The sequence below is a fragment of the Arthrobacter sp. MDT2-3 genome (genome assembly GCF_059090465.1).
The window spans coordinates 376,153-397,349 of the sequence record NZ_JBNHFS010000001.1 but is presented as its reverse complement, the minus strand read 5'-3'; the positions used below and the strand labels follow the sequence as shown (position 1 = coordinate 397,349).

The following is a 21,197-nucleotide window of genomic DNA, read 5'->3' as shown; positions in this document are numbered from 1 at the left end:
TACAAAGGAGTCAGCGATGGCAGCAGTACAGAACGTCGGAATCGTCGGGGCCGGAGCCGCGGGACTGACCGCAGCCATCCTCCTGGCCGACGCCGGAATCCAGGTGGAAATCCTCGAGAAGGCGGAAGCACCGCAGACCCTTGGATCCGGAATCACCCTGCAGGGCAACGCCCTGCGGATTCTCCGCCAACTCGGCGTCTGGGAGCAGGTCGAGGCGAAGGGCTACGGCTTCAGCACCCTGGGCCTGCGCGCCCCGGACCCCGCCGGCACCGTCCTCGCCGTCCTTGAGGACATCCGGACGGGCGGCGATGACCTCCCCGCCACAATGGGCATGTACCGTCCCGACCTCACCGCCATCCTCCGCGAACGTGCAGAGCAGGCAGGCGCCCGGATCAGCTACGGCAAGACGGTCACCGGCATAACGGACGACGGCGGGTCCATCATCGTGAGCACCGCCGACGGCGGGAGCGCCACCTACGACCTCCTCATCGGCGCCGATGGCCTGCACTCTGCCGTCCGCAAGGCCATCGGCATCGAGGTTGAACCCCAGTCCACGGGCATGGGCATCTGGCGTGCCTTCGTGGAGCGCCCCGAGGAAGTGGTCCGCACGGATCTCACCTACGGCGGCCCCTGCTTCATCGCCGGCTACTGCCCCACCGGCCCTGACACCATCTACGCCTACCTCGTGGAGAAGGCCCAGGAGCGCAAGCACGAGGACGGCCCCCGCATCATGGCCCAACTCGCCGCGGCCTACGGCGGCCCCTGGAACGAGATCCGCGCCAACCTGGACCACAGTGCCCGCATCAACTACACCTGGTTCACCACCCACCTGGTCGACGGGCCCTGGAACCGCGGCCGCAGCGTCATCATCGGCGACGCCGCGCACAGCTGCCCGCCCACCATTGCGCAGGGTGCTGCCATGGCGATGGAGGATGCGGCCGTGCTGGCCGAGCTGCTCATCAGTGCCGACGACGTTACCGAGACCCTGTGGAAAGAGTTCACCGACCGGCGCCTGGACAGGGCAAAGGCAGTTGTCGACGCGTCCGTCCAGCTGGGCCAGTGGATGCTCGACGGCGTCCGGGATGCCAACGTGCCCGGCCTCATGCATTCAATCTCCAGCCTGGTGAAGGAACCGGCATGAACGTTCCCACCACTGAATCCCCCACCGTTGACGTCCACGCCCATATCCTGCTTCCGGCCCTGCAGCAGCTCGTGGCCGAAGCGGACCCCGAGGGCTTTGGCGCCCAGCAGGCCCTGGAGGTGCGGCGCAACGGGCCCGAATCGATGGCCGCTTCGGGCCGGATGATCAGGGAGCGATGGCCGCAGCTAACGGACCTGGACCGCCGGCTCGCTGACATGGATGCCCAGGGCGTGGACGTGCAGCTGGTCTCCCCGTCGCCGTCGCACTTCTACTACTTTGCGGGCGAAGAACTTGCCCTGCAGGTGGCAAAGACAGCCAACCAGGCCGTGCGGGAGTTCGTGGACCGCGTGCCTGAGCGGCTCAACGGCCTGGGCCTGGTCCCATTGCAGCACCCCGCCCTGATGGTGGAAGCCCTGGAGCACGCCGTGCTCGAGTGCGGACTGCTCGGCGTCGAAATCGGATCGTTCGCCGCCACCCCGAACGATCCGGAGCGCAGCACCGTCGAACTCTCCGACCCCCGCCTGGAGCCGTTCTGGAGCCGGGCCGAAGAGCTGGGTGCACTGGTGTTCCTGCACCCGTTCGGCTGCTCGCTGGATGAGCGGCTGGACCGCTTCTACCTCGCCAACACGGTGTCCCAACCCGCCGAGAACGCGGTGGCCCTGTCCCACCTGATCTTCAGCGGCGTCCTGGACCGGTACCCGGAGCTCAAGGTTGTGGCGGCGCACGGCGGCGGCTACCTGCCCACCACCCTAGGCCGCTCGGACCACGCGTGGAAGGTCCGGCCTGAGGCACACGGCTGCGCACAACCGCCGTCGTCCTACCTGAAGAAGCTGTACTTCGACTCGCTCGTCCACAGCCCCGCTGAACTGCGGGCACTCGTGGCCGCAGCCGGTCCGGAGCAGGTACTGCTGGGCTCGGACTACCCGTTCGACATGGGCTCCGACCTTCCGGTGGACGAGGTCCAGGATGCCGGCCTGGCGTTCGACGGCGAGGCCCAGGTTTTGGGCGGCAACGCACGCACCCTGGGGATCACCTCGGCGGCCGCCCTGACCTCCCGACCTACTGCTTAAGGAACACTTCCATGGTCAAGATCGCACGCTGGAACCACGACGGCGGGACGCAGTCCGGCTTCGTGGACGGCGGACACTGCTATGCAATGCCCGCCGGCCAGGGCGTCCAGACGCTGCTGGACGCCGGACTGGACGAAACCCTGCGCGTTGCCCGGGAAACCGCAGGTTCCGCCCCTGCCGTTCCACTGTCGAAGGTGCAGCTGCTCACCCCGCTGGTTCCCTCCACCATCAGGGACTTCGTGGCCTTCGAGGAACACGTTGAAGGCGTGCGGAAGAGCATCGACGGCGTGGCGGGCGTGGTGCCCGAGTGGTACGAGGCGCCCACGTTCTACTTCACCAACCCGCACACGGTGACCGGAACCGGCGAGGTAATTGGTATTCCGGCAGGCTGCGAGGACCTGGACTTCGAGACGGAGGTGGCCGCCGTCGTCGGCCGCGTCCCCGGGAGCGACGGCAGGAACCTGACCGCCGCGGAGGCGCACCGGCACATCTTCGGCTACACAATCCTCAACGACTGGTCTGCGCGCGACCTGCAGCGCCGCGAGATGAAGGTCAGCCTGGGACCCTGCAAGGGCAAGGATTTCGCCAACACACTGGGCCCCTGGATCGTGACGGCGGACGAGTTCGAGGACCGGCACGACGCCGAGGGATTCCTGCCCATCTCCACGGCCGTTGAGGTTAATGGGCAGCTCATCGGGCAGGACCTGCTGTCCAATATGGGCTGGCCGTTCGCCGAGCTGGTGGCCTACGCGTCGCAGGACTCGGTGGTGCGGCCCGGCGACGTCCTGGGCTCCGGCACGTGCGGCAGCGGCTGCCTCGCCGAGCTGTGGGGACGGAACGGTGCGAAGACTCCCCCGCCCCTGGCAACCGGCGACGTGGTGAGGATGACGGTGGAAGGGATCGGCACCATCGAGAACACGGTGGGCGCCCGGCGCGAGGCTGTGACCCGGGTGGCCGCCCGCGTCCGCCCGCGCACCCGGGTGGCCGCTGCGGCTCCTTGGGGCATCTAGGGTGGTTTCCCTTCACCTTGACGGCCGGACCGTGGTGGTCACCGGTGCAGCCCAGGGGCAGGGCGCGGCGGAAGCACGGCTGCTGGCGGAGGCCGGGGCACGGGTGATCGCCACGGATCTGACGGCGGACATGCCAGCCGGGCTGGGCGCGGAGTCTTCGGCTTGGGCCGGTGCCCTGGTGTACCGGCAGCTGGACGTTAGTGACGAAGCCGGCTGGTCCAGCCTCGCTTCCTGGATCCGATCCCGGGGCTGGCAGGTGGACGGGCTGGTCAACAACGCCGGCATCACACAGCGCAGCAGGCTCCTGGACGCCTCGGTGGCAGACCTGCAGAAGGTTTATGAAGTGAACGTGGCCGGCAGCCTGTTGGGAATCCAGGCACTGTCTCCGCTGATGGGCAGCGGCTCATCGATCGTCAATGTCGGCTCTGTTGCCGGCCTGACCGCCCATTATCCGGTGGCGTACACCGCGAGCAAGTGGGCGCTGCGCGGGCTCTCCCAGGTGGCCGCGATGGAACTCGGGCCCCGCGGGACCCGGGTCAATAGCGTGCACCCCGGCTTTATTGAGACCCCCATGACGGCGGGCGCCAAGCCGGCGTTCCGACAGGCCACGCTTGCCGAAACCCCGCTGGGCCGCACCGGAACCGTGGAGGAGGTGGCCGGCGTCGTGCTCTTCCTCCTCAGCCCGCTCTCTTCGTTCGTGACGGGCGCGGAGATCCCGGTGGACGGCGGCCAATCAGGCCACGGCGGTGCCAAGTCAATCTCCGACGCCCTGCGCTAGTCCCCGAGGCCACAGCAGAAACTTAGCCCGGCAGCACGGCCGACCATCCGCCGTCGATCATTAGGTTTGCGCCCGTCACGTAGGACGCTTCGTCGGATGCCAGGAACAGCGCACAGTTGGCGACTTCTTCCGGCGCCCCGATCCGCCCCAGCGGGATGCTGGCCGCAATGGTCCGCATGGGGTGGTCCGGCGCCAGCAGGTTGCCTTCGGTAGCCGCGGTGCGGATCATGCCCGGACCACCACATCCATCTCGTGCTCTACATTCCATTTCCAGTCGGCAAGGGTGAGCTGCTCCACCGGGGCGAAGCGGGTGACTGCCGCGTTGGCGTACAGGATGTGGACCTGACCGTGTTCCTCGGCGACATCCGACGCCCATCCGGCCACGGCTGCCTCATCCGTGAGATCCACCCGGCTGCTGCTCATCCGGCCACCCGCGGCGGTGACCGACTCAACCGTGGCCGCGGCGCCGTCGTCGTCCATGTCGCAGCCCACCACCACCGCTCCTGCCCGGGCGAAGGCGAGCGCCGCCGCCCTGCCCTGGCCGCTGGCCGTAACGGTGATGACGGCGGTCTTGCCGGCCAGCGCTGGCTGGAGACAGGCGTAAATGGTCCTTCCGAAGGCGTGTTTCTTCGACTCTCGCAGGGATAGGCTGACCGGGGAACGGCCCTCTGGGTCTAGGTGGTATCTGCCGCTTGGATACTTACAGGGGCAGGTTCATGCGTCTTCGACGGCGGTGCCCGTGGCCGGGGCTGCAGCGTCTGCGGCGAGGGCTTTGCGCCGACGCGCAATCTGGACGGCAATGGCTGTGGGGATCGCGGCCAAAGCGGTGATCCGCATCCAGGGCCGGTCCAGGACGTGGCCGGTGAGTGCATCCAGGGAGAAGGGCCCGGAGCCCCCGATAGTGAACGCCGCTGCCGCCAGCCCCAGCACGGCGGGGTACTCGAGGCCGCCCTCCTGGGCGAAGAAACCGTTGGGGGCATGGACGCTGGCCGCCACTCCCATCGTGGTGGCAGCAGCGGCGCCGGCGGCGGGGGTAGCGAGCCCCAGGGCCAAGGCAAGCCCCGCTCCTGCTTCACCTACACCAGCGAGGACGGCACTGGGTTTTGCGGGGCGGAACCCCATCGCGTGCATACCCTTACTGGTGCCTTCAACGCCTCCCCCGCCGAACCAGCCGAAAAGTTTTTGGGATCCGTGCGCGATAAGCACGCCTCCGAGGCCAACCCGGAACAGGGTCTGTGCGGCGGCGGCCGCCTCAGGGCTGGTGGTTACATTGCGCATAACAGTCCTCCGTATGTGGTTGTGTCGCTGCCCGGCTCGGCGTGAGCACGATTCTACGTCTGCGTTCTCTCCCGGTCAGGAGGGATTTAGTGCGTGAGCGGCTTAGGGCCAGACGGCGATGGTTAGCACGCCGAGACCGAGGAACGTGAGAGCCACGGCCGCGGGAATGGAGCGTTTAGTGGTGCCGGTCGCAAAGCGGTCGTAGACCTTCTGCAGGCGAAGCCGGACCCGGTCGCCGTTAGCGATACCGAGGGCGAGCAGGATCAGGCAGGGAGTGCAGTATATGACCGCGTATCCGGTCAGGGCGAGTAGTCCGGTACCGGTGCTGATGTTCGCATCGATCATGCGTTCGATGGCGATAAAGTACGGGAAGGCGTTGGGCAGGTCGGCTCCCGTTACGAGGATGCCGAGAGGCAAAGCCGTCCCAACTCCGAACCATGAGGGCAGGCCGATGCCCTTTTTCTCGCGGTCCTTTAGGCGACGTACTGCGGCTATGAAAAGGGTGCCTGCGGCGATCAGGAATACGATTCGCCGCAGCCACACGAGTCCACCACTGACCGTTTCTGCTGCCGCCCCCGCGCCCAGGAAGATGACAGCTCCCAGGACGAAGACGGTACTGAACGCTCCCAGGACGAAGGACATGGCCGAGGCAACCGGGTATCGAGGCACGGTAAGGAGGATGAGGGTGATCGTCACGATCGTCGCAGGATTCAGGCTGTCGGTCAGTGCGAGCCCGAGGATCGCCCACAGAAGACCGGCACTCATCACGTGTCCCGCTCCGGGTCCAGCCATGCCAGGATGGCCTCGAGCGACGGCAGGGCGTCGCCCGTCAACGCGTTGACGATAAGTCCGTCGCCAAGGAGCCGGACTACGGACCCGGCGACGGGATCGCCCAATTCCTCGGCCAGCAAGCGTTCCCACCTGGCGGACGCCTCGGCCGACCGGCGCAGGAGCTCGGAGCTGTCCGATCCTCCCTCGTTGAAGGACATCAGCAGGGCCCGATAAAGATCTGCTTCCTCCCGGGACATGGAAATTTGCAACCAGGTCCTCACGACATCACCGGTAGCCACTGCCGCATCGAGGGCCTCATCCATGGAGGCGATCGCGTGCTCCGCGAGACCGGCCAGTAGGGCCAACCTCGTTCTGAAGTGATGTGTGAAGCCCCCCTTGGATACCCCGGCCGCCGAAGCGATCACGTCCATCGATGGCACCGCCCCCGTTTCGATGGCGAGCCGTCGTGCTGCATCGAGGATGCGTTCTTTAGCCGTCATGCAGCAAAGATATCACGAAACAGACCGACCAGTCGGTCGCGCTACTGCGAATGAAAGCTTCCAGCAGGCCTCGGATGGGGCCCCGAGGTCCACCACGAACGTCCGCGGGTACTACGCCTGCGTGGCATCTTCCGCGTGGACAGTCACCGGATGCGCTGTGACGGGAAAGAGTTCGTGGAGCCGGGCGCAGGAACGCTGGACGACGGACCGCAGCCACACGCTGGCCGGGTCCTCCGCCTGGGACGGGTGCCAATACATGGCCTCCACCAGGGAAGCTTCCGTGCCCTCGGAGAACTCCAGCACGACGATGTCCGCGCCGCGCTGGGCCCGTGCGGCCAGCATCCGCGGGACCAAGGCGACGAGGTCGGTCCCCTCCACCAGGAGCGGCAGGGACAGGAACCCGGCCACCACGGCAGCCACGCGGCGCTGGATGCCCCGCGACTCGAACAGCTTGTCCGCCGGGGTACTGATTCCCTCGCCGAAATAGCCGACGGCGTGGGGCACCGAGGCCAGGTCCTCCAACGTCAGCCGGGGCTGCTGGAGCAGGAGGTTCCCGGCGTCGGCGATCGCCACGAAGCTGTCACGGAACACCTGCTTGCTGGCACCCTGCATCTGGTACCCGGTGGGCCCCACGAGCAGGTCGATCTTCGAATAGTCGGCCATCTGCCCCTGGATCCCGGAACCGGCGGTGGGCACGAAGTCCACTGACACGCCCGGGGCCTCCTGGCGCAGGATGCCGCGCAGCGGACCCACGATCAGCGCCGCCGCATAGTCCGAGGCGGCGATAACGAACTCCCGCTCACTGGTGGCGGGGTCGAAACCGGACCGCACGCGCGTGGCCCGCTGGATGTGAAGCATGGCTTCATCAACCAGCGGAACCAGCGACTGCGCAAAGGGCGTGAGGTCATAGGTGCGGCCGTTCCGCACCAGGAGTTCGTCGTCGAAATGGCGCCGGAGCCGGGCCATCGCAGCACTGGTGGCCGGCTGGCTGAGCTGGAGCCGCTCCGCTGCCCGGGAGATGTTCCGCAGTTCAAGCAGGACCTGCAGGTGGGGCAGCAGGTTCAGGTCCAGGTTCTTCACGTTCCTAAGGTTATCCGTCCGAAGTCGCCCTTCCAGGGGCGGTTAGTGGCTGGCGGGCACCATCCGCGGTCCCCGCACCAGGACAGCCACGAGAGCCACTACGCACGCGATGCCCAATCCGCCCAGGGCAAGGCTGAGGCTGCCGGTTGCCGCCGCGGCCGCGCCGAGGACGATAGGGGTCAGGAACTGGCCGATGAACAAAGTGCCGGTCCAGACGCCGGTGCCCCGCCCGCGCTGCCGGAATTCAAGGCCGTTCACGGCCCACGTCAGCAGGGTGGGCAGCAACACGCCGGTTCCCGCGCTGGCAATCACGGCCCCGGCGATTGCCAGCGGCACGTTGCCCGCGACGGAGACCAGGGAAAGTCCGACGGCGGCCAGCCCGAAGGCGAGCGCCAGCAGGTTCCGCGTGCCCAGCTTGGCCAGGAAGCGGAAGGAGATGGCGCCTGCTGCGGTTGCAAGGGACGCGATGGCCGCAGCGAGTCCAATGAGGGCTGCGTCGCCTACGCCCAGTCCGGTGACGACGTAGGGCAGGTGGACGATGAGTGCATAAAAGACGATCCCGCCGAACAGCGTCACTGCCGCCGGGGCACCGATCTGCCGCCATGGCACCGGCGTCCTTTCCGCCGTCGCGCGCTGGTTCTTTGCCGGCTCCCACAGCTTGAAGATCATGGGGATAACGATCACCGCGCTGACCGCGTAGAGCCAGAACGGCGTCCGCCAGCTGATGCTGCCCAGGGCGCCGCCGAGGGCGAAGAACGCGGTGGCGGCGAGCGCGCTGACCATGGTTTGAAGGCCCAGGTATTTGTTCCGCTGTTCGCCGGCGTAGTAGTCGGTGATGAGGGTGGTGCAGCAGGTCATGATGGCGGCTTCCGCAATTCCGACACCCACCCTGGACAGTGCGATGGATTCAAGCGTGTTCAGCCACAGCGGCGCCGTCCCGAACGCAGCGTAGGCCAGCATGGCGAAGACCAGCAACTGCTTGCGGCCCACCCTGTCGGCAACGTAACCGGCAAGTGGTGAGAAAAGTGCCACGAACAGCGCGGGCAGTGTGAGGGTGAGCGGCACCAGGATGGCGACGCCCGGGGTGTCCGCGAACGCCTGGTTCAGGTGGGCAGTATGGGTGCCAAAAGGACGGCGCCCAGCACCGGCATGCAACTGCCGGCGACCAGGAGGGTCGCCTGCAGCCGTCCGGCCTTGCGCGGCGTTGAGGGACCGGGTGCCGCACTCCTGGTCCCGGTATCCGTGAGCTGAATATTCTCCATTGAATTCCTTAGCCTTTGATGGTCACGGAGGGTTCAGCACGATTTAGGCGCTGAAAGTGACCTCCCTCACTCTGACAACCCTTGGACTATCCGGGAATCATAGATTTGGGATAGCTGGTATCCATGGGACGGATGGACGGACGCCAGGGATCCCAGGGCGACAACCGGACCGGAAGCGTGTCAGGACCCCAGTTCCTCCGCAACCTTGCGGGCCCCGCGCACTGCAATGGCAACGCTCATCAGGGTGGGGTTCATCGCCGTCGCCGTCGGAATGAGCGCGTTGCCGCCCACCACCAGGTTCTCGTAGCCCCACACCCGGGACCACGGATCCGCCACCGAGGTGCCGTCGTCGTTAGCGCCCATCCGCATGGTGCCCTGGTAGTGCAGGCTGGAGCCATTGGGCATCAGCCTGGGCTCGGCAACAAAGACGCCGAGGGCCTTGCCGGCGCGGCGCAGCCGTTCCGTGGCCTGGGCGATCTCCGTTTCCTCCCGCTCGGTGAGCGCATAGTCGATGGTCATGTTCGGGAAACCGCGGTAGTCCGGCTCGTTGTCGTCAAAGGTGACGGCGTCCTCGTAGCGCGGGTGCTTGCGCAGGCCGTAGCCCATGTTGACGTAGCCCCAGCGGTTCTCCGCGTACGGGGTGCCCGGCTCCATGGGGAACGGCGTGGTCTCGGTATACATCACCTGGACCGAGAAGGGGTGCTCCGGCTCCGAGAACGGGATGCGGTTCACTGCCGCCACCGGATCGGCGGAATTCAGCCCGCGCCTGGCCAGCTCAGCATTGAGGTCCTCCTCTGTGGCAAACCGCCCCATCTTCTCGGCATCCAAAGCCACCGTGGAGATGACCACGGGATGCTCGGTCAGGTAGTGGCCCAAGGCTTGCGGCCGTACGCCTGAGGCCCACAAAAGCTGCGGGGAACGGAAGGCATCGGCGGCCACCACCACGATGTCGGCTGCCACAAATGACGTTTCACCCGTCCGGAGATCCTGGACGGTGACCCCGGTGACCCGGCGTCCGTCCAGTTCCACCCGGCGCACCAGGGTGAGATCGCGGAGTTCGAACTGCTTCGAAAGCGGACTGTCCTTGTCCACGAGCGGGCCAAGGACGACGTCGGCACCCGCCCAGCGTACGGACCCGTCAGGCTGCGGATCCCCGGCTACGGGAAGGGTGCCCACCCCATAACCTTCCGGCAGTTCCGCACCGAACTCTTCATCGAGGAGGGACCGGATGGCTTCGCCCACCTTGGAGTCCGCAAACGCGGCGCTGTGGACGTGCAGAAGCTGCTTGGCGTCCTCAATCAGGCCATCCCACTCGTCGTCGGCGATGTAAGGGATCTTCTCGCTGAAGGCCGGCGACGGCGTCGCGCAGGTCCAGTGCGCGCCCTGTCCGCCCACGTTGGTGGCCGCAGCCGCGGCCGGGAAGGAGGGGGTGTGGGCGGAGCCCGCACCGCCGAAGTCCAGGAGGTGGGTGCCCTGCCGCGCCGTGAACATGCCTTCGGTGACAGTGCCTGCAGGAATGCCAAGCGATTCCCGGTAGGCGCCGGCCTGCGGCCCCTGGGACATTTCCCGGGCACGCGCCTTCTCTGCAGGATTGGGGATGTTGCGGACGCTCCCGCCGGGGACGTCGGTGAGCTGCGGCCCGGCTTCGAACATCACTACCCGCGCGTTCGGGACCTGCTCCAGGAGCACCCGGGCGTAAGTGGAGCCGATGGGTCCGCTGCCGACGATGGCAATGGTGGGGTTGGACATGATGTCTCCTTTGAAATCAGGCCGAGAGGGATTCGGAAGTGGTGGTGGAAGCGGGAACAGGGTCGTCGGAGAGGCGGCCGTGCGGAAGCAGGACCGCCGCGACAATCCCCACCGCGTAGGTGGCTGCCAGGGCAATGAAGATCGGCGTGAAAACAGAGCTGTAGATCTGGGCCACGCTGGCCTGGACTTCAGGTGCGGCTGCGTGCACCAGCTGCGGCGTCAGCGTGGAAGCATCAAGGCCTGCCGGTAGGAGGGCGGCCACGCCGAAGCCAATCACTCCGCCGATGACCGCCGTCGCCACTGTGGACCCCACCTGCCGCACGAGGTTGATGGTGGCCGTGATGGTGCCGGTCTGGCTGGCTGGGGCGGCGCCCTGGACTACGGCCACGATTAAGCTCATAAACGCGCCGGTGCCCATTCCCACGACAGCCATCACCATCATGGGAACCCACAGCGGAAGGCCCACCGGCAGCATGGCCATCACCAATAGCCCGGCGGCCCCCATCATGGTTCCCACGATCGGGAAAACCCGGTACTGCCCTGTCCGGCTGGCCAGCCATCCGGTCAGCAGGTTGCTGACCAGCATGCCGAACACCGTGGCGATCGGAACGAGGCCGGACACGGTGGCCGTGGTCTGGTAGGCCATCTGGAAGTACGTGGGCAGGTAGGCGGTGATGGAGAAGAGGCCGACGCCGATAATCGCCGAGAGTGCCGTGCCGGCGGCGATGGTCCGGTTGGCGAAGAAGTGGAGTGGCACGATGGGTTCGGGTGCACGCCGCTCGATAAAAAAGAAGGCAGCAAAGCCGGCGATGCTTACCGCGAGCGCGGCGGCCGTGGCGAAGCCTGCACTGCGTTCGGCGGCCCAGGTAACGGTGAGAACGAGCGCCACCAGTGCGGTGGTGAAGACCGCAGCCCCGGCAACGTCGAAGTGGCGGGGCGCAGGGCCTGGCTCCAGGTGCGGCACAGCAAGCAGCGCAAGGGCCAGGGCCGCCGCACCAACGGGGATATTGATCCAGAAAACCCACTGCCAGCCCCAGTAGTCAGTGATGGCACCGCCGAGCACCGGCCCCACCAGGATGGCGATGGGGAAAGCCGCGCCGATGATGGCCATGTAGCGGGGCCGTTCCCGCTGGCTGGTGACGCGGGCAATGATCGTCTGGGACATCAGCTGCAGGCCCGCGGAGCTCATGCCCTGCAGGACGCGGGCGGCAATCAGCCACGCCATGTCGGTCGCGAAACCGCAGGCCAGGGACGCGGCGAGGAACATCACCAGCGAACCGATGAAGATCCGGCGGGCGCCCAGCACGTCACCGAGCTTGCCGAGTACCGGCAGCAGCACGGTGCTGGCGAGGGTGTAGCCCACCACAACCCAGCTCATGAGCGTCAGGGCGCCCAGTTCACCGGAGATGGTGGCCAGGGACGTGGACACCACTGTGTGGTCCAAGGCCCCGAGGAAGGAGACCGAGAGCAGGGAGACAACAAGGAGACGGAGTCTCAAAGGCGAAAGTGGCATAGTGATCTACCCGAACGATCGGGCCGTCGACGCGACGTGGTGTGCCTCCGACGCACCATCACACCGGAGAACGGGTCCGGAAGGAACCCCGGCGCCGTTATCCATGATACTGCACTTTAGTCAGAAAACAACATAAGACTGTGTGATTCGCACATGTAGGTGAGGCGCCCTGCCTACGCATCGCGCAGGGCCCGGGTCAGGGCCATGTCCTGGAGCAGCTCTTCCAGGTCAGCTGCCCACTCGCCCGACAAGCAGGCGTTTATCGCCCGGCGAAGGGCCAGGCGCGCCGAGGACTCATAGCGGGCGGGAGCGCGTCAGGTCCCTTCTTCGGTGACGGTCTCCACCCGGGTCAGGCCGGCGGGCTCGTCGACGGTCACTTCCGTCCGAACGTCCCCCAGGGCCAGCACCTGGAGCAGGCCTCCGGCACGGAGGCCACCGATGGCGGTTGCCGAAAGGGTGGCGGGGGCACTCCCGCCCTTGCACTCGTGCGGGTCCAGGAGAGCGATCCTGCTGTGCATGGTGGCAATGCTGGATTGAAGCACCAAGGCTCCGCCGGCAAGCGAACGCATCCAGCCGAAACCGTCGCAGATCAGCGCACCAAGGCCTGCAGCGGGGGCGGCACATTCGACGGTGACCAGGCGGACCGCAATGCCTCGCCTTGACGCAACCGCACCGGCCACAACATCGGGACGCAGGCGGGGGCGTTCAACGATCACCGGGATGTCCCCGGGCCACCGCTCCGACTCAACAGCTCCCCCCGGGAGGATAGCAGGATCCGCAAGCACCACTGCCGAAGCTCCCCCGGCTCGGGCGGCCAGCATGCCCGGCCACCAATCCCCGGTCCCCGGCACCACTACCACCGCACCGCGCATGTCCCCTGTGAGTGCAGCGCTGACGGGAAGCTCAGCAACAGCGGCCGCGTAGGCAGGCAACGCTGTGAAGACGCCGAATGCGCCGTCCCTGCTCATTGCGGCACCCCTTCAAGGACTTTGGCTGCCGCAGCATCGGCCAGCTCGACGGCAAAATGCGCGTCGGCGAGCAGTTCGTCGTACTCCACGGGGGCGTCACCTTGCAGGAGCGAGGCCATCAGGCGCCACTCTGCCACATAGCCGTCTTCCTCATCCCGCGGATACTCCGTCCAGTGCCCGTCCACGCTTCGCACCCGGATGGCAGCGCTTCCGGCATGGACGAAGGCGGGCGGAAAGTTCACCTCGATGTGGTCGTGGGTGGTGGCTATGCTCATCCGCCAGAGGGCATCCGGCCCCTCAGGCAGCATGGTGAGTGCCAGCTGGACCAGGACTCCGCCGGTCCGGTACCCCACAAGGTAGCCAATGGGCGCAACGATCCTTGCGTAGGCTATTTCATCGATGCCGGGCGCGATATCCCGCACGGCAGGAAGATCATGGATCGCGAGCCCGGTCAGCAACTGCCGCAGGACGTCCGCCGCCACCGCCGGGTTGCCAAGGTCGGGGCGTCCCCGCCGGGCAGCCTGCAGGGAACCGCCCTCAGCCACCAGCCGGTGGTACCTGTCGTTTGGCGGCAGCGCCAGCGTCACGGAGATGGCCTGCACGCGGCCCTCCAGGGCGACAAGATGGTGCTTTGCGCGCCCCCATGCAGCATCAAACAGGTGGTTGGTTCCCACCAACAGGAGCGTGCCCGCGGCCCGACATGCAAAAATCACGTCATCGGCTTCATCCCTGCTGGTGGCCAGCGGTTTCTCGCAGAAGATTGCGCGCTTTCCGGCGGCCACCGCGCCGAGGATCTGGCGGGCATGTTCACCGGGCGGGCTGCAGACGGCCACCACATCCACCGCAGGATCGGCGAGGAGGTCGGCCTCCCCCTCCGACCAGCGTGCATCAAGCCTTTCCGCAAGCACCCGCGCACGGCCACTACCGGCGTCGGCAATATGGACCACGTTGTACAGGTCCCCCATGCGTCCCAGCACCGGCAGATGCAGCGCCGCAACGCCCGGCCCGGCGCCCAGTATCCCCACACTCCAAGGCATCATTGCTCCTCACTTTTGTTCTTATTATTCCTAAGTAAGGACGCTTCTGGCTATAGTCGCGCTTAACCGCACCTTAGTTGGCTTATCTATGTGAGAATTGTTGCCATGAGCACAGACTCCACCCTCCGCTTTGGGGCACAGACGGATGAAGTGACGAGCCTCCTGCGGATCGTCAACCTGGTGCGAACCGGCGAGGCCACCACGCGGCCCGAAATCGGCAAGGTAACCGGGCTCGGCAGGGGCGTTGTCAGTCAGCGCGTGGATCAGGCCATCTCCATGGGCTTCCTCGGCGAGGGCGACTTCGGGGCCTCGTCCGGTGGCCGCGCACCCCGAACCCTCCGCTTTCGCGCGGAGCAGGGACACATCGTTATCTGCGCCCTTGGAGCTGCTCATATCAGGGTGGGCGTAGCAGCGCTCGACGGCGACATCCTGGAACACACGCACCGCACCTGGGATATCGCGCAGGGTCCGGAGAAAACCATCGATGCGGTCATGGCCCTCGTGGAGAAAGTACTCGGGCAGTACCCGGACGTGCCGGTCTGGGGTGTAGTGGTGGGCCTTCCCGGGCCCGTGGACTTCGCCTCGGGACAGCCCGTGGCGCCTCCGATCATGCCCGGATGGAACGGCTTCGACGTCCGCACCCCCTTCGAGGAACGGCTCAAGGCGCCCGTGTGGGTGGATAACGACTCCAACCTGCTGGCCCTTGGCGAACGTGCCCGCCGGCGCGACTCGCTCGCGGACCTCATTTACTGCAAAATCGGCTCGGGCATCGGAGCCGGGCTGCTGTCCAAGGGCAGGATCCACCGCGGCGCCAACGGTGCGGCAGGCGACATCGGCCATGTCCGGGTTTCCGACTCCGATGCCCAATGCCGCTGCGGCAAGACCGGCTGCCTGGAAGCCGTTGCCGGCGGCTGGGCACTGGTCCGGGACGCGGAAGAGGCCATCAAGGAAGGCGTCACCACCTCCCTTGCCGCGCCGGCGAAGAAGGGAGGGCTTTCCCTCGAGGAGATCACCCTTGCAGCCCAGGCGGGCGACTCCCTGGCCATTACCCTCGTCCAAAAGTCGGCGCGGGTGGCGGGCGAGACCATTTCCGCGCTGGTGAACATGTTCAACCCCGGCGTTATTGTCATTGGCGGTGCCATGGGATCGGCCGGCGAAGTGTTCCTTGCCGAAGTGCGCCAACGCGTCTACGAACTATCCCTGCCGCTGGCCACCCGCGACCTCACCATCACCCTCTCCGTCAACGATGAGCGCGAGCCGCTGCGCGGAGGAGCCGAGCTGGCCCGCGAGCAACTGTTCGATATCACCTTCCCGCGCTGGTTCGCGGACGGACGGCCGTCGCCGGAACGGGTCGCCCTTTCCGCCTAGGGTCCCGCCGCGGCGGGGCCCGGACCTCCTCAGGCCACGTCTAGGGACACGCTGGGGACCGACACCCGGTCAAGCTCCAAGCGGGCCTCCAGGCGAAATGGAAGGACCAGCGGAGAGCCAGGAGGTGCCTGCAGGTAGGGCACCATCAGCCGGAAGGCGACGGCAATGGCGCTCGGTCCGCGCGGGAGTTCACGCCGGCCCGCCAGAACGAGCCTGTCCTGCACGAACCACCAGCCGGGCTCTGCCTGCAACGCATCAGGCGGCACGGTGCGGGGCCCGAGCACCACCGCCAACTCCCCCGGCGCAAGCGGAACGCCGTCGATGTCAACTAACAGGCCGGCAACGCTGGACAATGGCATCGAACGGATCCACGGCAGGCCAATCCGGAGCTCAAAGCCTCCCTGGGTGGCGGTCAGCGCATCTTCGCGCAAGGCGGTTTCCAACATGGCTTCCATCCTTTATCCTGAATCTGACATAAGTTTGTCATTAACAAGCATAAAGGGGAAGACGCCCTATGGCTCCCGAAATTCCCAGCAGCTGGACGTTTTGCGCCAGCTCCTTCAACTGGACTCCGGACATCCTCGCCGCCCGCCGGACGGCGCAGGACATCGTCGCCGGCATTGCGGACTCGGCGGCAAAGACGGTAGAGCTCGAGCCCGGGCTGGTGTGGCGGTCCTTCCCCGTTCCGCAGAATGACGAGGTTGACGGCCTGCGCGATGCCCTGGCGGCAAAGGGCGGAGCGGTCAGCATTGTGGGGGCAAGCCTGGACGACTACACGTCACCCACGGACCGCCGCTCCCTGCAGGAGCGCCTGGATTTCCTGGTCCCCCAACTGCATGCCGCCCACCGGGTGGGAGCCCGCGGAGTCCGGCTGCCCATCGGACAGGCGGGGACAGAACTCCTCACGCTGGTGCAGCCGCTCCTGCACGAGCTCGACCTGGTGCTGTACGAGGAAATACAGGGGCAGCAGACCCCCGGAAGTCCCGGCGTCGAACCTGCACTGGAGGCGATCGCGACGCTCGCAGATGGCCATGTACGGGTGCTCGTGGATATCAGCATGCTGATGCCGGCCCCTCCGGTCACCTATCTCGAGGAGCTGCGGCAGGGCGGTGTTTCCCCGGATCTTCTGGTGCGCCTGGAGAGTGATTGGCGGGATCCGGCTACCCTCGACGCCGTCACCGCCCTGCTCCGTTCAGGAAACGTGCCGCCGCGGATCCACACCCTCTTTATGAACCTGCTGATCCGCTTTGGCCGCAGCGACGCTGCGGACCTGCAGGGCATCCTGCCCCTGGTGGGCGCCTTCCACCTGAAGTTCTGGGACCTGGACGACGACGCCGGGCGGGTTTCGCAGCCGCTGCGGGACCTGGGCGGCCTCCTGCGCCGTAACGGCTTCAGTGGCACGCTCACCAGCGAGTGGGGCGGCCACGAGTGGCTGCAGGACGACCCCACCGAAATGACGCGGCGGCACCTGGCCCTGGCGGAAGCAGCGCTGGTTTAACCTTTCCCATCGGTGGTTGAACCCGTCGAAACCTCTTTCGTTGGTTGAACCCCTCGAAACCCGATCCCGGAAGGAAAACGCTCCATCACCTCCCGCGGCTTTCCCGGCAACGCTCCATCACCTCCCGCCGCTTTCCCGGCAACGCTCCATCACTTCCCGCGGCTTTCCCGGCCACCCCTCCATCACCTCCCGCCGCTTTCCCGGCCACCCTCCATCAAATCCTGATGAAGTCCAACTGGAGCGCTCCCCGGCCGTGTGCGTGCGGTAGCCCCGGGCAAACCCAAAGGTTATAGAGGGTTCCCCGATTCGTTGCAGGAGGTGATGGAGGGTGCGCCGAATTGCTGCAGGAGGTGATGGAGGGTGCGCCGAATTGCTGCAGGAGGTGATGGAGGGTTTCCACGACCTGACAGACTAAACAACAGAGGCCGGCCCCGGAGTTCCGGAGCCGGCCGTTCTGCTGTAACCGTGTTGTGCTGGGTGGTGTTATTTGGTGCTGAAGGCGGCGTCGAAGGCTGCCGCGGAGGGCTCGTAGCTGGAGAGCCTGCGCACAAACGCCAGAGCCTCGGGGGCTCCGTCCAGGCGGTCCATCCCGGCGTCCTCCCACTCCACGGACAGTGGGCCGCGGTAGCCGATGGAGTTCAGCATCCGGAACGCGTCCTCCCAGGGAACGTCACCGTGGCCGGTGGAGATGAAGTCCCAGCCGCGGCGCGGATCAGCCCATGCCAGGTGGGATGACAGCCGCCCGTTGCGCCCATTGCTGAGCCGCTTCTTCGTGTCCTTGCAGTGCACGTGGTAGATCCGGTCCTTGAAGTCCCAGAGGAACCCCACGGGGTCGATGTCCTGCCACACCATGTGGCTCGGATCCCAGTTCAGCCCGAAGGCCTCGCGGTGCCCGATTGCCTCCAGCGCCCGCTGCGTGGTCCAGTAGTCGTACGCAATTTCGGACGGGTGCACCTCGTGGGCAAACCGGACGCCGACCTCGTCGAAGACATCGAGGATGGGGTTCCACCGGTCGGCAAAGTCCTGGTACCCGGCGTCCACCATCTTTTCTGAGGCGGGCGGGAACATCGCCACGTACTTCCAAATGGACGAGCCGGTAAAGCCGGTCACCTTCTTCACGCCGAGCTTGGCGGCGAGCCGCGCGGTGTTCTTCATTTCCTCGGCGGCGCGGCGGCGCACTCCCTCAGGATCGCCGTCGCTCCATACGGCGTCCGGCAGGATGCCGCGATGCCGTTCGTCGATAGGGTCGTCGCAGACAGCCTGGCCCTTGAGGTGGTTGGCGATGGTCCACACCTTGAGGCCGTGGCGTTCCAGGATGTCGAGCTTTCCCTGGACATAGGCGTCGTCGTCCCAACGCCAGGGGTCCAGGTGGTCACCCCAGCACGCGATCTCCAGCCCGTCGTAGCCCCATTCGCCGGCGAGCCGCGCCACCTCCTCGAACGGCAGGTCGGCCCACTGGCCGGTGAACAAAGTAATGGGTCGTGCCATCTAACTTCCCCTTCCTACCCGGCCTGCACAGTGACGCCGGAAGCGACGCGGGTCCAGGCTGAATCATTGTCGGAACTGCGTTCGACGGCGTCGAGCACCCGCTGCACCCTCAGCCCGTCAGCGAATGTGGGCTGCGGGTCCGTGCCGGCCGCGATGCCCTCCACGAGGTCCTTGACCTGGTGCGAGAACCCGTGCTCGTAGCCGAGCATGTGGCCGGCGGGCCACCACGCGGAGACGTAGGGGTGCTCCGCTTCGGTGACCAGGATCTTTCGGAAGCCCTGGCGGTCCGCGGGTGCCGTCCGGTCATAGAACTGGACACTGTTGAGGTCCTCAAGGTCAAAGGCAAGAGCGCCCTTGTCCCCCGAGACCTCGATCTGCAGCGCGTTCTTCCGTCCGGTGGCGAAGCGCGAAGCCTCGAACGACGCCAGGGCGCCCGATTCGAAGCGACCGGTGAAGATGGCAATATCGTCCACGGTCACCTGGCCCTTGCCCACCCCGGCAGTACCGAAAAGCCCGGGGCCGGAAGTTGAGTCCTCCAAAAGGGGGCGCTCCTTCACAATGGTGTCGATGGTGCCGGACACTTTCTCCAGGTTCAGCCCGGTGACGAACTGGGCCAGGTCGATGGCATGGGCACCGATGTCCCCCAGCGCACCGGAGCCGGCGTGCTCCTTCTGCAGGCGCCAGGCCAGCGGCATCTCGGGATCAACGAGCCAGTCCTGCCGGTAAGAGGCACGTACCTGGTTAACAGTCCCCACGGCGCCTTCAGCGATGAGGTCGCGCAGGAAAGTGACGGCGGGGACGCGGCGGTAAGTAAACCCCACCATCGACCGGATGCCCTGTGCTGCCGCCTGCTCCGCCGCTTCGGCCATCGCTTCGGCTTCGGCCACCGTATTGGCCAGCGGCTTCTCGCACAGGACGTGCTTCCCGGCTTCCAGCGCCGCTATAGCTATCTCTGCATGGGAATCACCGGGGGTGACAATGTCAACGACGTCGATATCGTCCCGGGCGATCACCTCGCGCCAGTCTGGTGAAGACTCAGCCCAGCCCCACTTATGGGCGGCCGCGGCCACCGCTTCGGCGTTCCGTCCCACCACAACCGCCATTTCCGGTTCCGCCGGCAGGTCGAACACCCGCGGAGCCGTGCGCCAGCCCTGGGAGTGGGCGGCACCCATAAAGCCGTAACCGATCATGGCCACGCGCAGGGTGTTCATGCCAGAACTACCTTGCGCTCAACCGCCACCCGGTTTCCGACGTAGCGCATGGGCGCGATCTGCATGTAGAGCAGGCGGAGGGTGAGGATGACTTCGACGTCGATCTCCTCGCCGGCGTCGGGGATGCGGTCCAGCGGGATGATCACATCGGGCTTGTCGGCGACGAACCACAGCGTTTCCCATTGTTCGGGAAGTTCGGCGATGGAGTAGGACACTCCCTGGAGTTCGAAGCGGAGGGCTCCCTTGGGGATCACCGCGCCGTTGACTGTGGCCGCAACATCGTCCACGGCGGACAGCCAGAGGCTGCGGTACCAGGGCAGTTGAACGGACACTGAAATGCCCTCGGGGTGCCTGCGGACGTCAGCGTCTTGGAACAGGGAGTTGTGGGTTGCCATGGCTTTCCTTACTTCGCAGTCTCGACGAGGGCCGGGTTGGAAACAGTTGCATCAACGGATTCTTCGATGGCGCGGCGCATCAGCGAATGCTGCTTCTTGACCAGGTCGATGGGGTCCGATTCTCCCAGGTCGGCGAAGGCGTGGCCTTCCCATTCGCTGGAGAGGAATCCGGTGTAGCCGCCCTTGACGAACTGCCGCACGATGCGCGGGATGTCCATGGCGGGCTCGTTACCGTTCTCGTCGATGTCGTAGAACTTCGCGTGGACGTGGAACATCTGCGGCATGATGTCCAGCCATTCCTCCGGCGGGACCAGTCCGTGCATGTTGAACGCCAGCCGGGTGAAGGGGCCCAAGCGGGTGGGATCGAAGTTTTTTTCGCGCAGGTAGTCCTCGAACTCCTGGTTCCGCTCCTGCATAGGCAGGGGCTTGCGCCAGATGTCTTGCATGACCGCAAAGTGCTCCTGCGGCAGGCCCATCTGGGTCAGGGTGCGGAACAGCGTGGGCGACAGGCTGTGCATGGTGGAGCTGAAGTCTGCCGTGAAGCCCAGCCGGTCGCTGCCGAGCTCCTCATACATTTCTCGGATCTGCAGAATTTTGGGATCGTTGGGGCCCTGGGGCGCGTGGATCTCGTAGCCGAGCTTCTGGTCGTACTTCTCGGCCAGCGGAAGCAGCCGGCGGAGCAGTTCCTTGCCGGCGGATCGGATGACGATCTTGTTGAACCCCAGCGTGTTGGCGGTCTTGAGCTGCCTGGCGAAGAAGTCGTACTCCTCGTCCGGCGTCATGTCCCGGTCCTTGCGGCGGCCCATGTCCAGGTTGGTGCCCACGGCGCTGGGGGTCAGGCCGTAACGGTCCATGCTGCCCCGCCACAAGCGGACAAAGTCCTCGTCCACATCGGGGTAGGTGCGGAGCATCTGCGCGATGTTGAACTCGACGCCGGGGCCAAGGCCTTCATCGGCGACGGCCTTGATGAGCGTCTCCGGCGTGTAGAGCCCGGCGGCGAACTCGGAGGTGAGTGAATAGAGTGTGATGCCAAGCTCGATGCCCGAGCCTGCGATGCCTTCTGACATGTGTGTGTTCCTT

The 21,197-nt window shown here is 66.3% G+C and carries 22 protein-coding genes; 6 read left to right on the top strand and 16 right to left on the bottom strand.

Annotation, left to right across the window (positions count from 1 at the left end; all coding sequences use genetic code 11):
• The first annotated feature begins 16 nt into the window (after positions 1–16).
• The 4 genes from AC5RUQ_RS01865 to AC5RUQ_RS01850 are packed head-to-tail and all read left to right on the top strand — an operon-like array spanning position 17 to position 3,999.
• Positions 17–1,141 (top strand): FAD-dependent oxidoreductase, encoded by a 1,125-nt coding sequence (locus AC5RUQ_RS01865; protein ID WP_493945710.1) that lies wholly within the window; start codon positions 17–19, stop codon positions 1,139–1,141.
• A complete protein-coding gene (locus AC5RUQ_RS01860; RefSeq protein ID WP_493945709.1) occupies positions 1,138–2,211 on the top strand; it encodes an amidohydrolase family protein in 1,074 nt (357 codons plus the stop codon). Before AC5RUQ_RS01865 ends, AC5RUQ_RS01860 begins: the two co-directional genes overlap by 4 nt.
• Before the next feature lie 11 nt (positions 2,212–2,222).
• Positions 2,223–3,221: a fumarylacetoacetate hydrolase family protein gene (locus AC5RUQ_RS01855; protein WP_493945708.1), complete on the top strand. Its 999-nt coding sequence runs from the start codon at positions 2,223–2,225 to the stop codon at positions 3,219–3,221.
• Position 3,222: 1 nt separating this feature from the next.
• Positions 3,223–3,999 (top strand): SDR family NAD(P)-dependent oxidoreductase, encoded by a 777-nt coding sequence (locus tag AC5RUQ_RS01850; protein ID WP_493945707.1) that lies wholly within the window; start codon positions 3,223–3,225, stop codon positions 3,997–3,999.
• A 22-nt stretch (positions 4,000–4,021) separates the two neighbouring features.
• On the opposite strand, the gene AC5RUQ_RS01845 is transcribed toward AC5RUQ_RS01850, so the two are convergent.
• The 11 genes from AC5RUQ_RS01845 to AC5RUQ_RS01795 form a co-directional block, all read right to left on the bottom strand.
• Complete coding sequence (locus AC5RUQ_RS01845; protein ID WP_493945706.1) at positions 4,022–4,228, bottom strand: SDR family oxidoreductase; 207 nt, start codon at positions 4,226–4,228, stop codon at positions 4,022–4,024.
• Positions 4,225–4,560 carry an SDR family NAD(P)-dependent oxidoreductase gene (locus AC5RUQ_RS01840; RefSeq protein WP_493946377.1) on the bottom strand — a complete coding sequence of 112 codons (336 nt, stop codon included), beginning with the start codon at positions 4,558–4,560 and terminating at the stop codon, positions 4,225–4,227. Before AC5RUQ_RS01840 ends, AC5RUQ_RS01845 begins: the two co-directional genes overlap by 4 nt.
• Before the next feature lie 153 nt (positions 4,561–4,713).
• On the bottom strand, positions 4,714–5,277 hold the full coding sequence (locus tag AC5RUQ_RS01835) for a DoxX family protein (RefSeq protein WP_493945705.1): 564 nt from the start codon (positions 5,275–5,277) through the stop codon (positions 4,714–4,716).
• A gap of 102 nt (positions 5,278–5,379) precedes the next feature.
• Positions 5,380–6,042, bottom strand: coding sequence for a GAP family protein (locus AC5RUQ_RS01830; RefSeq protein ID WP_493945704.1), 663 nt, complete (start codon positions 6,040–6,042; stop codon positions 5,380–5,382).
• Positions 6,042–6,548: a TetR/AcrR family transcriptional regulator gene (locus AC5RUQ_RS01825; RefSeq protein ID WP_493945703.1), complete on the bottom strand. Its 507-nt coding sequence runs from the start codon at positions 6,546–6,548 to the stop codon at positions 6,042–6,044. The genes AC5RUQ_RS01830 and AC5RUQ_RS01825 overlap by 1 nt, the downstream gene beginning before the upstream one ends.
• A gap of 111 nt (positions 6,549–6,659) precedes the next feature.
• Positions 6,660–7,628: a LysR family transcriptional regulator gene (locus AC5RUQ_RS01820; RefSeq protein ID WP_493945702.1), complete on the bottom strand. Its 969-nt coding sequence runs from the start codon at positions 7,626–7,628 to the stop codon at positions 6,660–6,662.
• Between the two features lie 42 nt (positions 7,629–7,670).
• Positions 7,671–8,783 carry an MFS transporter gene (locus AC5RUQ_RS01815; RefSeq protein ID WP_493945701.1) on the bottom strand — a complete coding sequence of 371 codons (1,113 nt, stop codon included), beginning with the start codon at positions 8,781–8,783 and terminating at the stop codon, positions 7,671–7,673.
• A gap of 287 nt (positions 8,784–9,070) precedes the next feature.
• Complete coding sequence (locus AC5RUQ_RS01810) at positions 9,071–10,639, bottom strand: GMC oxidoreductase (RefSeq protein WP_493945700.1); 1,569 nt, start codon at positions 10,637–10,639, stop codon at positions 9,071–9,073.
• 16 nt (positions 10,640–10,655) lie between these two features.
• Positions 10,656–12,137: an MFS transporter gene (locus AC5RUQ_RS01805; protein WP_493945699.1), complete on the bottom strand. Its 1,482-nt coding sequence runs from the start codon at positions 12,135–12,137 to the stop codon at positions 10,656–10,658.
• Between the two features lie 329 nt (positions 12,138–12,466).
• Entirely contained in the window at positions 12,467–13,120 is a 654-nt protein-coding gene (locus tag AC5RUQ_RS01800) for a hypothetical protein (RefSeq protein WP_493945698.1), read from the bottom strand.
• Positions 13,117–14,160, bottom strand: coding sequence for a Gfo/Idh/MocA family protein (locus tag AC5RUQ_RS01795; protein WP_493945697.1), 1,044 nt, complete (start codon positions 14,158–14,160; stop codon positions 13,117–13,119). Before AC5RUQ_RS01795 ends, AC5RUQ_RS01800 begins: the two co-directional genes overlap by 4 nt.
• Before the next feature lie 102 nt (positions 14,161–14,262).
• Here AC5RUQ_RS01795 and AC5RUQ_RS01790 point away from each other — a divergent pair, with 102 nt between their 5' ends.
• Positions 14,263–15,525 (top strand): ROK family protein, encoded by a 1,263-nt coding sequence (locus tag AC5RUQ_RS01790; RefSeq protein WP_493945696.1) that lies wholly within the window; start codon positions 14,263–14,265, stop codon positions 15,523–15,525.
• 29 nt (positions 15,526–15,554) lie between these two features.
• Here AC5RUQ_RS01790 and AC5RUQ_RS01785 read toward each other — a convergent pair whose 3' ends face one another.
• Complete coding sequence (locus tag AC5RUQ_RS01785; protein ID WP_493945695.1) at positions 15,555–15,971, bottom strand: hypothetical protein; 417 nt, start codon at positions 15,969–15,971, stop codon at positions 15,555–15,557.
• A gap of 68 nt (positions 15,972–16,039) precedes the next feature.
• Between AC5RUQ_RS01785 and AC5RUQ_RS01780 the strand changes: the two genes are divergently transcribed.
• Complete coding sequence (locus AC5RUQ_RS01780) at positions 16,040–17,023, top strand: restriction endonuclease subunit R (RefSeq protein WP_493945694.1); 984 nt, start codon at positions 16,040–16,042, stop codon at positions 17,021–17,023.
• Between the two features lie 483 nt (positions 17,024–17,506).
• Here the strand turns inward: AC5RUQ_RS01780 and AC5RUQ_RS01775 are convergent, their stop codons facing one another.
• The 4 genes from AC5RUQ_RS01775 to AC5RUQ_RS01760 are packed head-to-tail and all read right to left on the bottom strand — an operon-like array spanning position 17,507 to position 21,184.
• Positions 17,507–18,511, bottom strand: coding sequence for a sugar phosphate isomerase/epimerase family protein (locus AC5RUQ_RS01775; RefSeq protein WP_493945693.1), 1,005 nt, complete (start codon positions 18,509–18,511; stop codon positions 17,507–17,509).
• 14 nt (positions 18,512–18,525) lie between these two features.
• Positions 18,526–19,722 (bottom strand): Gfo/Idh/MocA family protein, encoded by a 1,197-nt coding sequence (locus tag AC5RUQ_RS01770; protein WP_493945692.1) that lies wholly within the window; start codon positions 19,720–19,722, stop codon positions 18,526–18,528.
• Positions 19,719–20,117, bottom strand: coding sequence for a C-glycoside deglycosidase beta subunit domain-containing protein (locus AC5RUQ_RS01765; protein WP_493945691.1), 399 nt, complete (start codon positions 20,115–20,117; stop codon positions 19,719–19,721). The genes AC5RUQ_RS01770 and AC5RUQ_RS01765 overlap by 4 nt, the downstream gene beginning before the upstream one ends.
• Positions 20,118–20,125: 8 nt before the next feature.
• Positions 20,126–21,184 (bottom strand): sugar phosphate isomerase/epimerase family protein, encoded by a 1,059-nt coding sequence (locus AC5RUQ_RS01760; RefSeq protein WP_493945690.1) that lies wholly within the window; start codon positions 21,182–21,184, stop codon positions 20,126–20,128.
• Positions 21,185–21,197: the final 13 nt, after the last annotated feature.

Bases quoted from the DNA above. Each gene is read 5' to 3' on its own strand.
- AC5RUQ_RS01865 (WP_493945710.1), top strand. From the start codon at position 17: ATGGCAGCAGTACAGAACGTCGGAATCGTCGGGGCCGGAGCCGCGGGA.
- AC5RUQ_RS01860 (WP_493945709.1), top strand. From the start codon at position 1,138: ATGAACGTTCCCACCACTGAATCCCCCACCGTTGACGTCCACGCCCAT.
- AC5RUQ_RS01855 (WP_493945708.1), top strand. From the start codon at position 2,223: ATGGTCAAGATCGCACGCTGGAACCACGACGGCGGGACGCAGTCCGGC.
- AC5RUQ_RS01845 (WP_493945706.1), bottom strand. From the start codon at position 4,228: ATGATCCGCACCGCGGCTACCGAAGGCAACCTGCTGGCGCCGGACCAC.
- AC5RUQ_RS01835 (WP_493945705.1), bottom strand. From the start codon at position 5,277: ATGCGCAATGTAACCACCAGCCCTGAGGCGGCCGCCGCCGCACAGACC.
- AC5RUQ_RS01830 (WP_493945704.1), bottom strand. From the start codon at position 6,042: ATGAGTGCCGGTCTTCTGTGGGCGATCCTCGGGCTCGCACTGACCGAC.
- AC5RUQ_RS01825 (WP_493945703.1), bottom strand. From the start codon at position 6,548: ATGACGGCTAAAGAACGCATCCTCGATGCAGCACGACGGCTCGCCATC.
- AC5RUQ_RS01810 (WP_493945700.1), bottom strand. From the start codon at position 10,639: ATGTCCAACCCCACCATTGCCATCGTCGGCAGCGGACCCATCGGCTCC.
- AC5RUQ_RS01800 (WP_493945698.1), bottom strand. From the start codon at position 13,120: ATGAGCAGGGACGGCGCATTCGGCGTCTTCACAGCGTTGCCTGCCTAC.
- AC5RUQ_RS01795 (WP_493945697.1), bottom strand. From the start codon at position 14,160: ATGATGCCTTGGAGTGTGGGGATACTGGGCGCCGGGCCGGGCGTTGCG.
- AC5RUQ_RS01790 (WP_493945696.1), top strand. From the start codon at position 14,263: ATGAGCACAGACTCCACCCTCCGCTTTGGGGCACAGACGGATGAAGTG.
- AC5RUQ_RS01785 (WP_493945695.1), bottom strand. From the start codon at position 15,971: ATGTTGGAAACCGCCTTGCGCGAAGATGCGCTGACCGCCACCCAGGGA.
- AC5RUQ_RS01780 (WP_493945694.1), top strand. From the start codon at position 16,040: ATGGCTCCCGAAATTCCCAGCAGCTGGACGTTTTGCGCCAGCTCCTTC.
- AC5RUQ_RS01775 (WP_493945693.1), bottom strand. From the start codon at position 18,511: ATGGCACGACCCATTACTTTGTTCACCGGCCAGTGGGCCGACCTGCCG.
- AC5RUQ_RS01770 (WP_493945692.1), bottom strand. From the start codon at position 19,722: ATGAACACCCTGCGCGTGGCCATGATCGGTTACGGCTTTATGGGTGCC.
- AC5RUQ_RS01765 (WP_493945691.1), bottom strand. From the start codon at position 20,117: ATGGCAACCCACAACTCCCTGTTCCAAGACGCTGACGTCCGCAGGCAC.
- AC5RUQ_RS01760 (WP_493945690.1), bottom strand. From the start codon at position 21,184: ATGTCAGAAGGCATCGCAGGCTCGGGCATCGAGCTTGGCATCACACTC.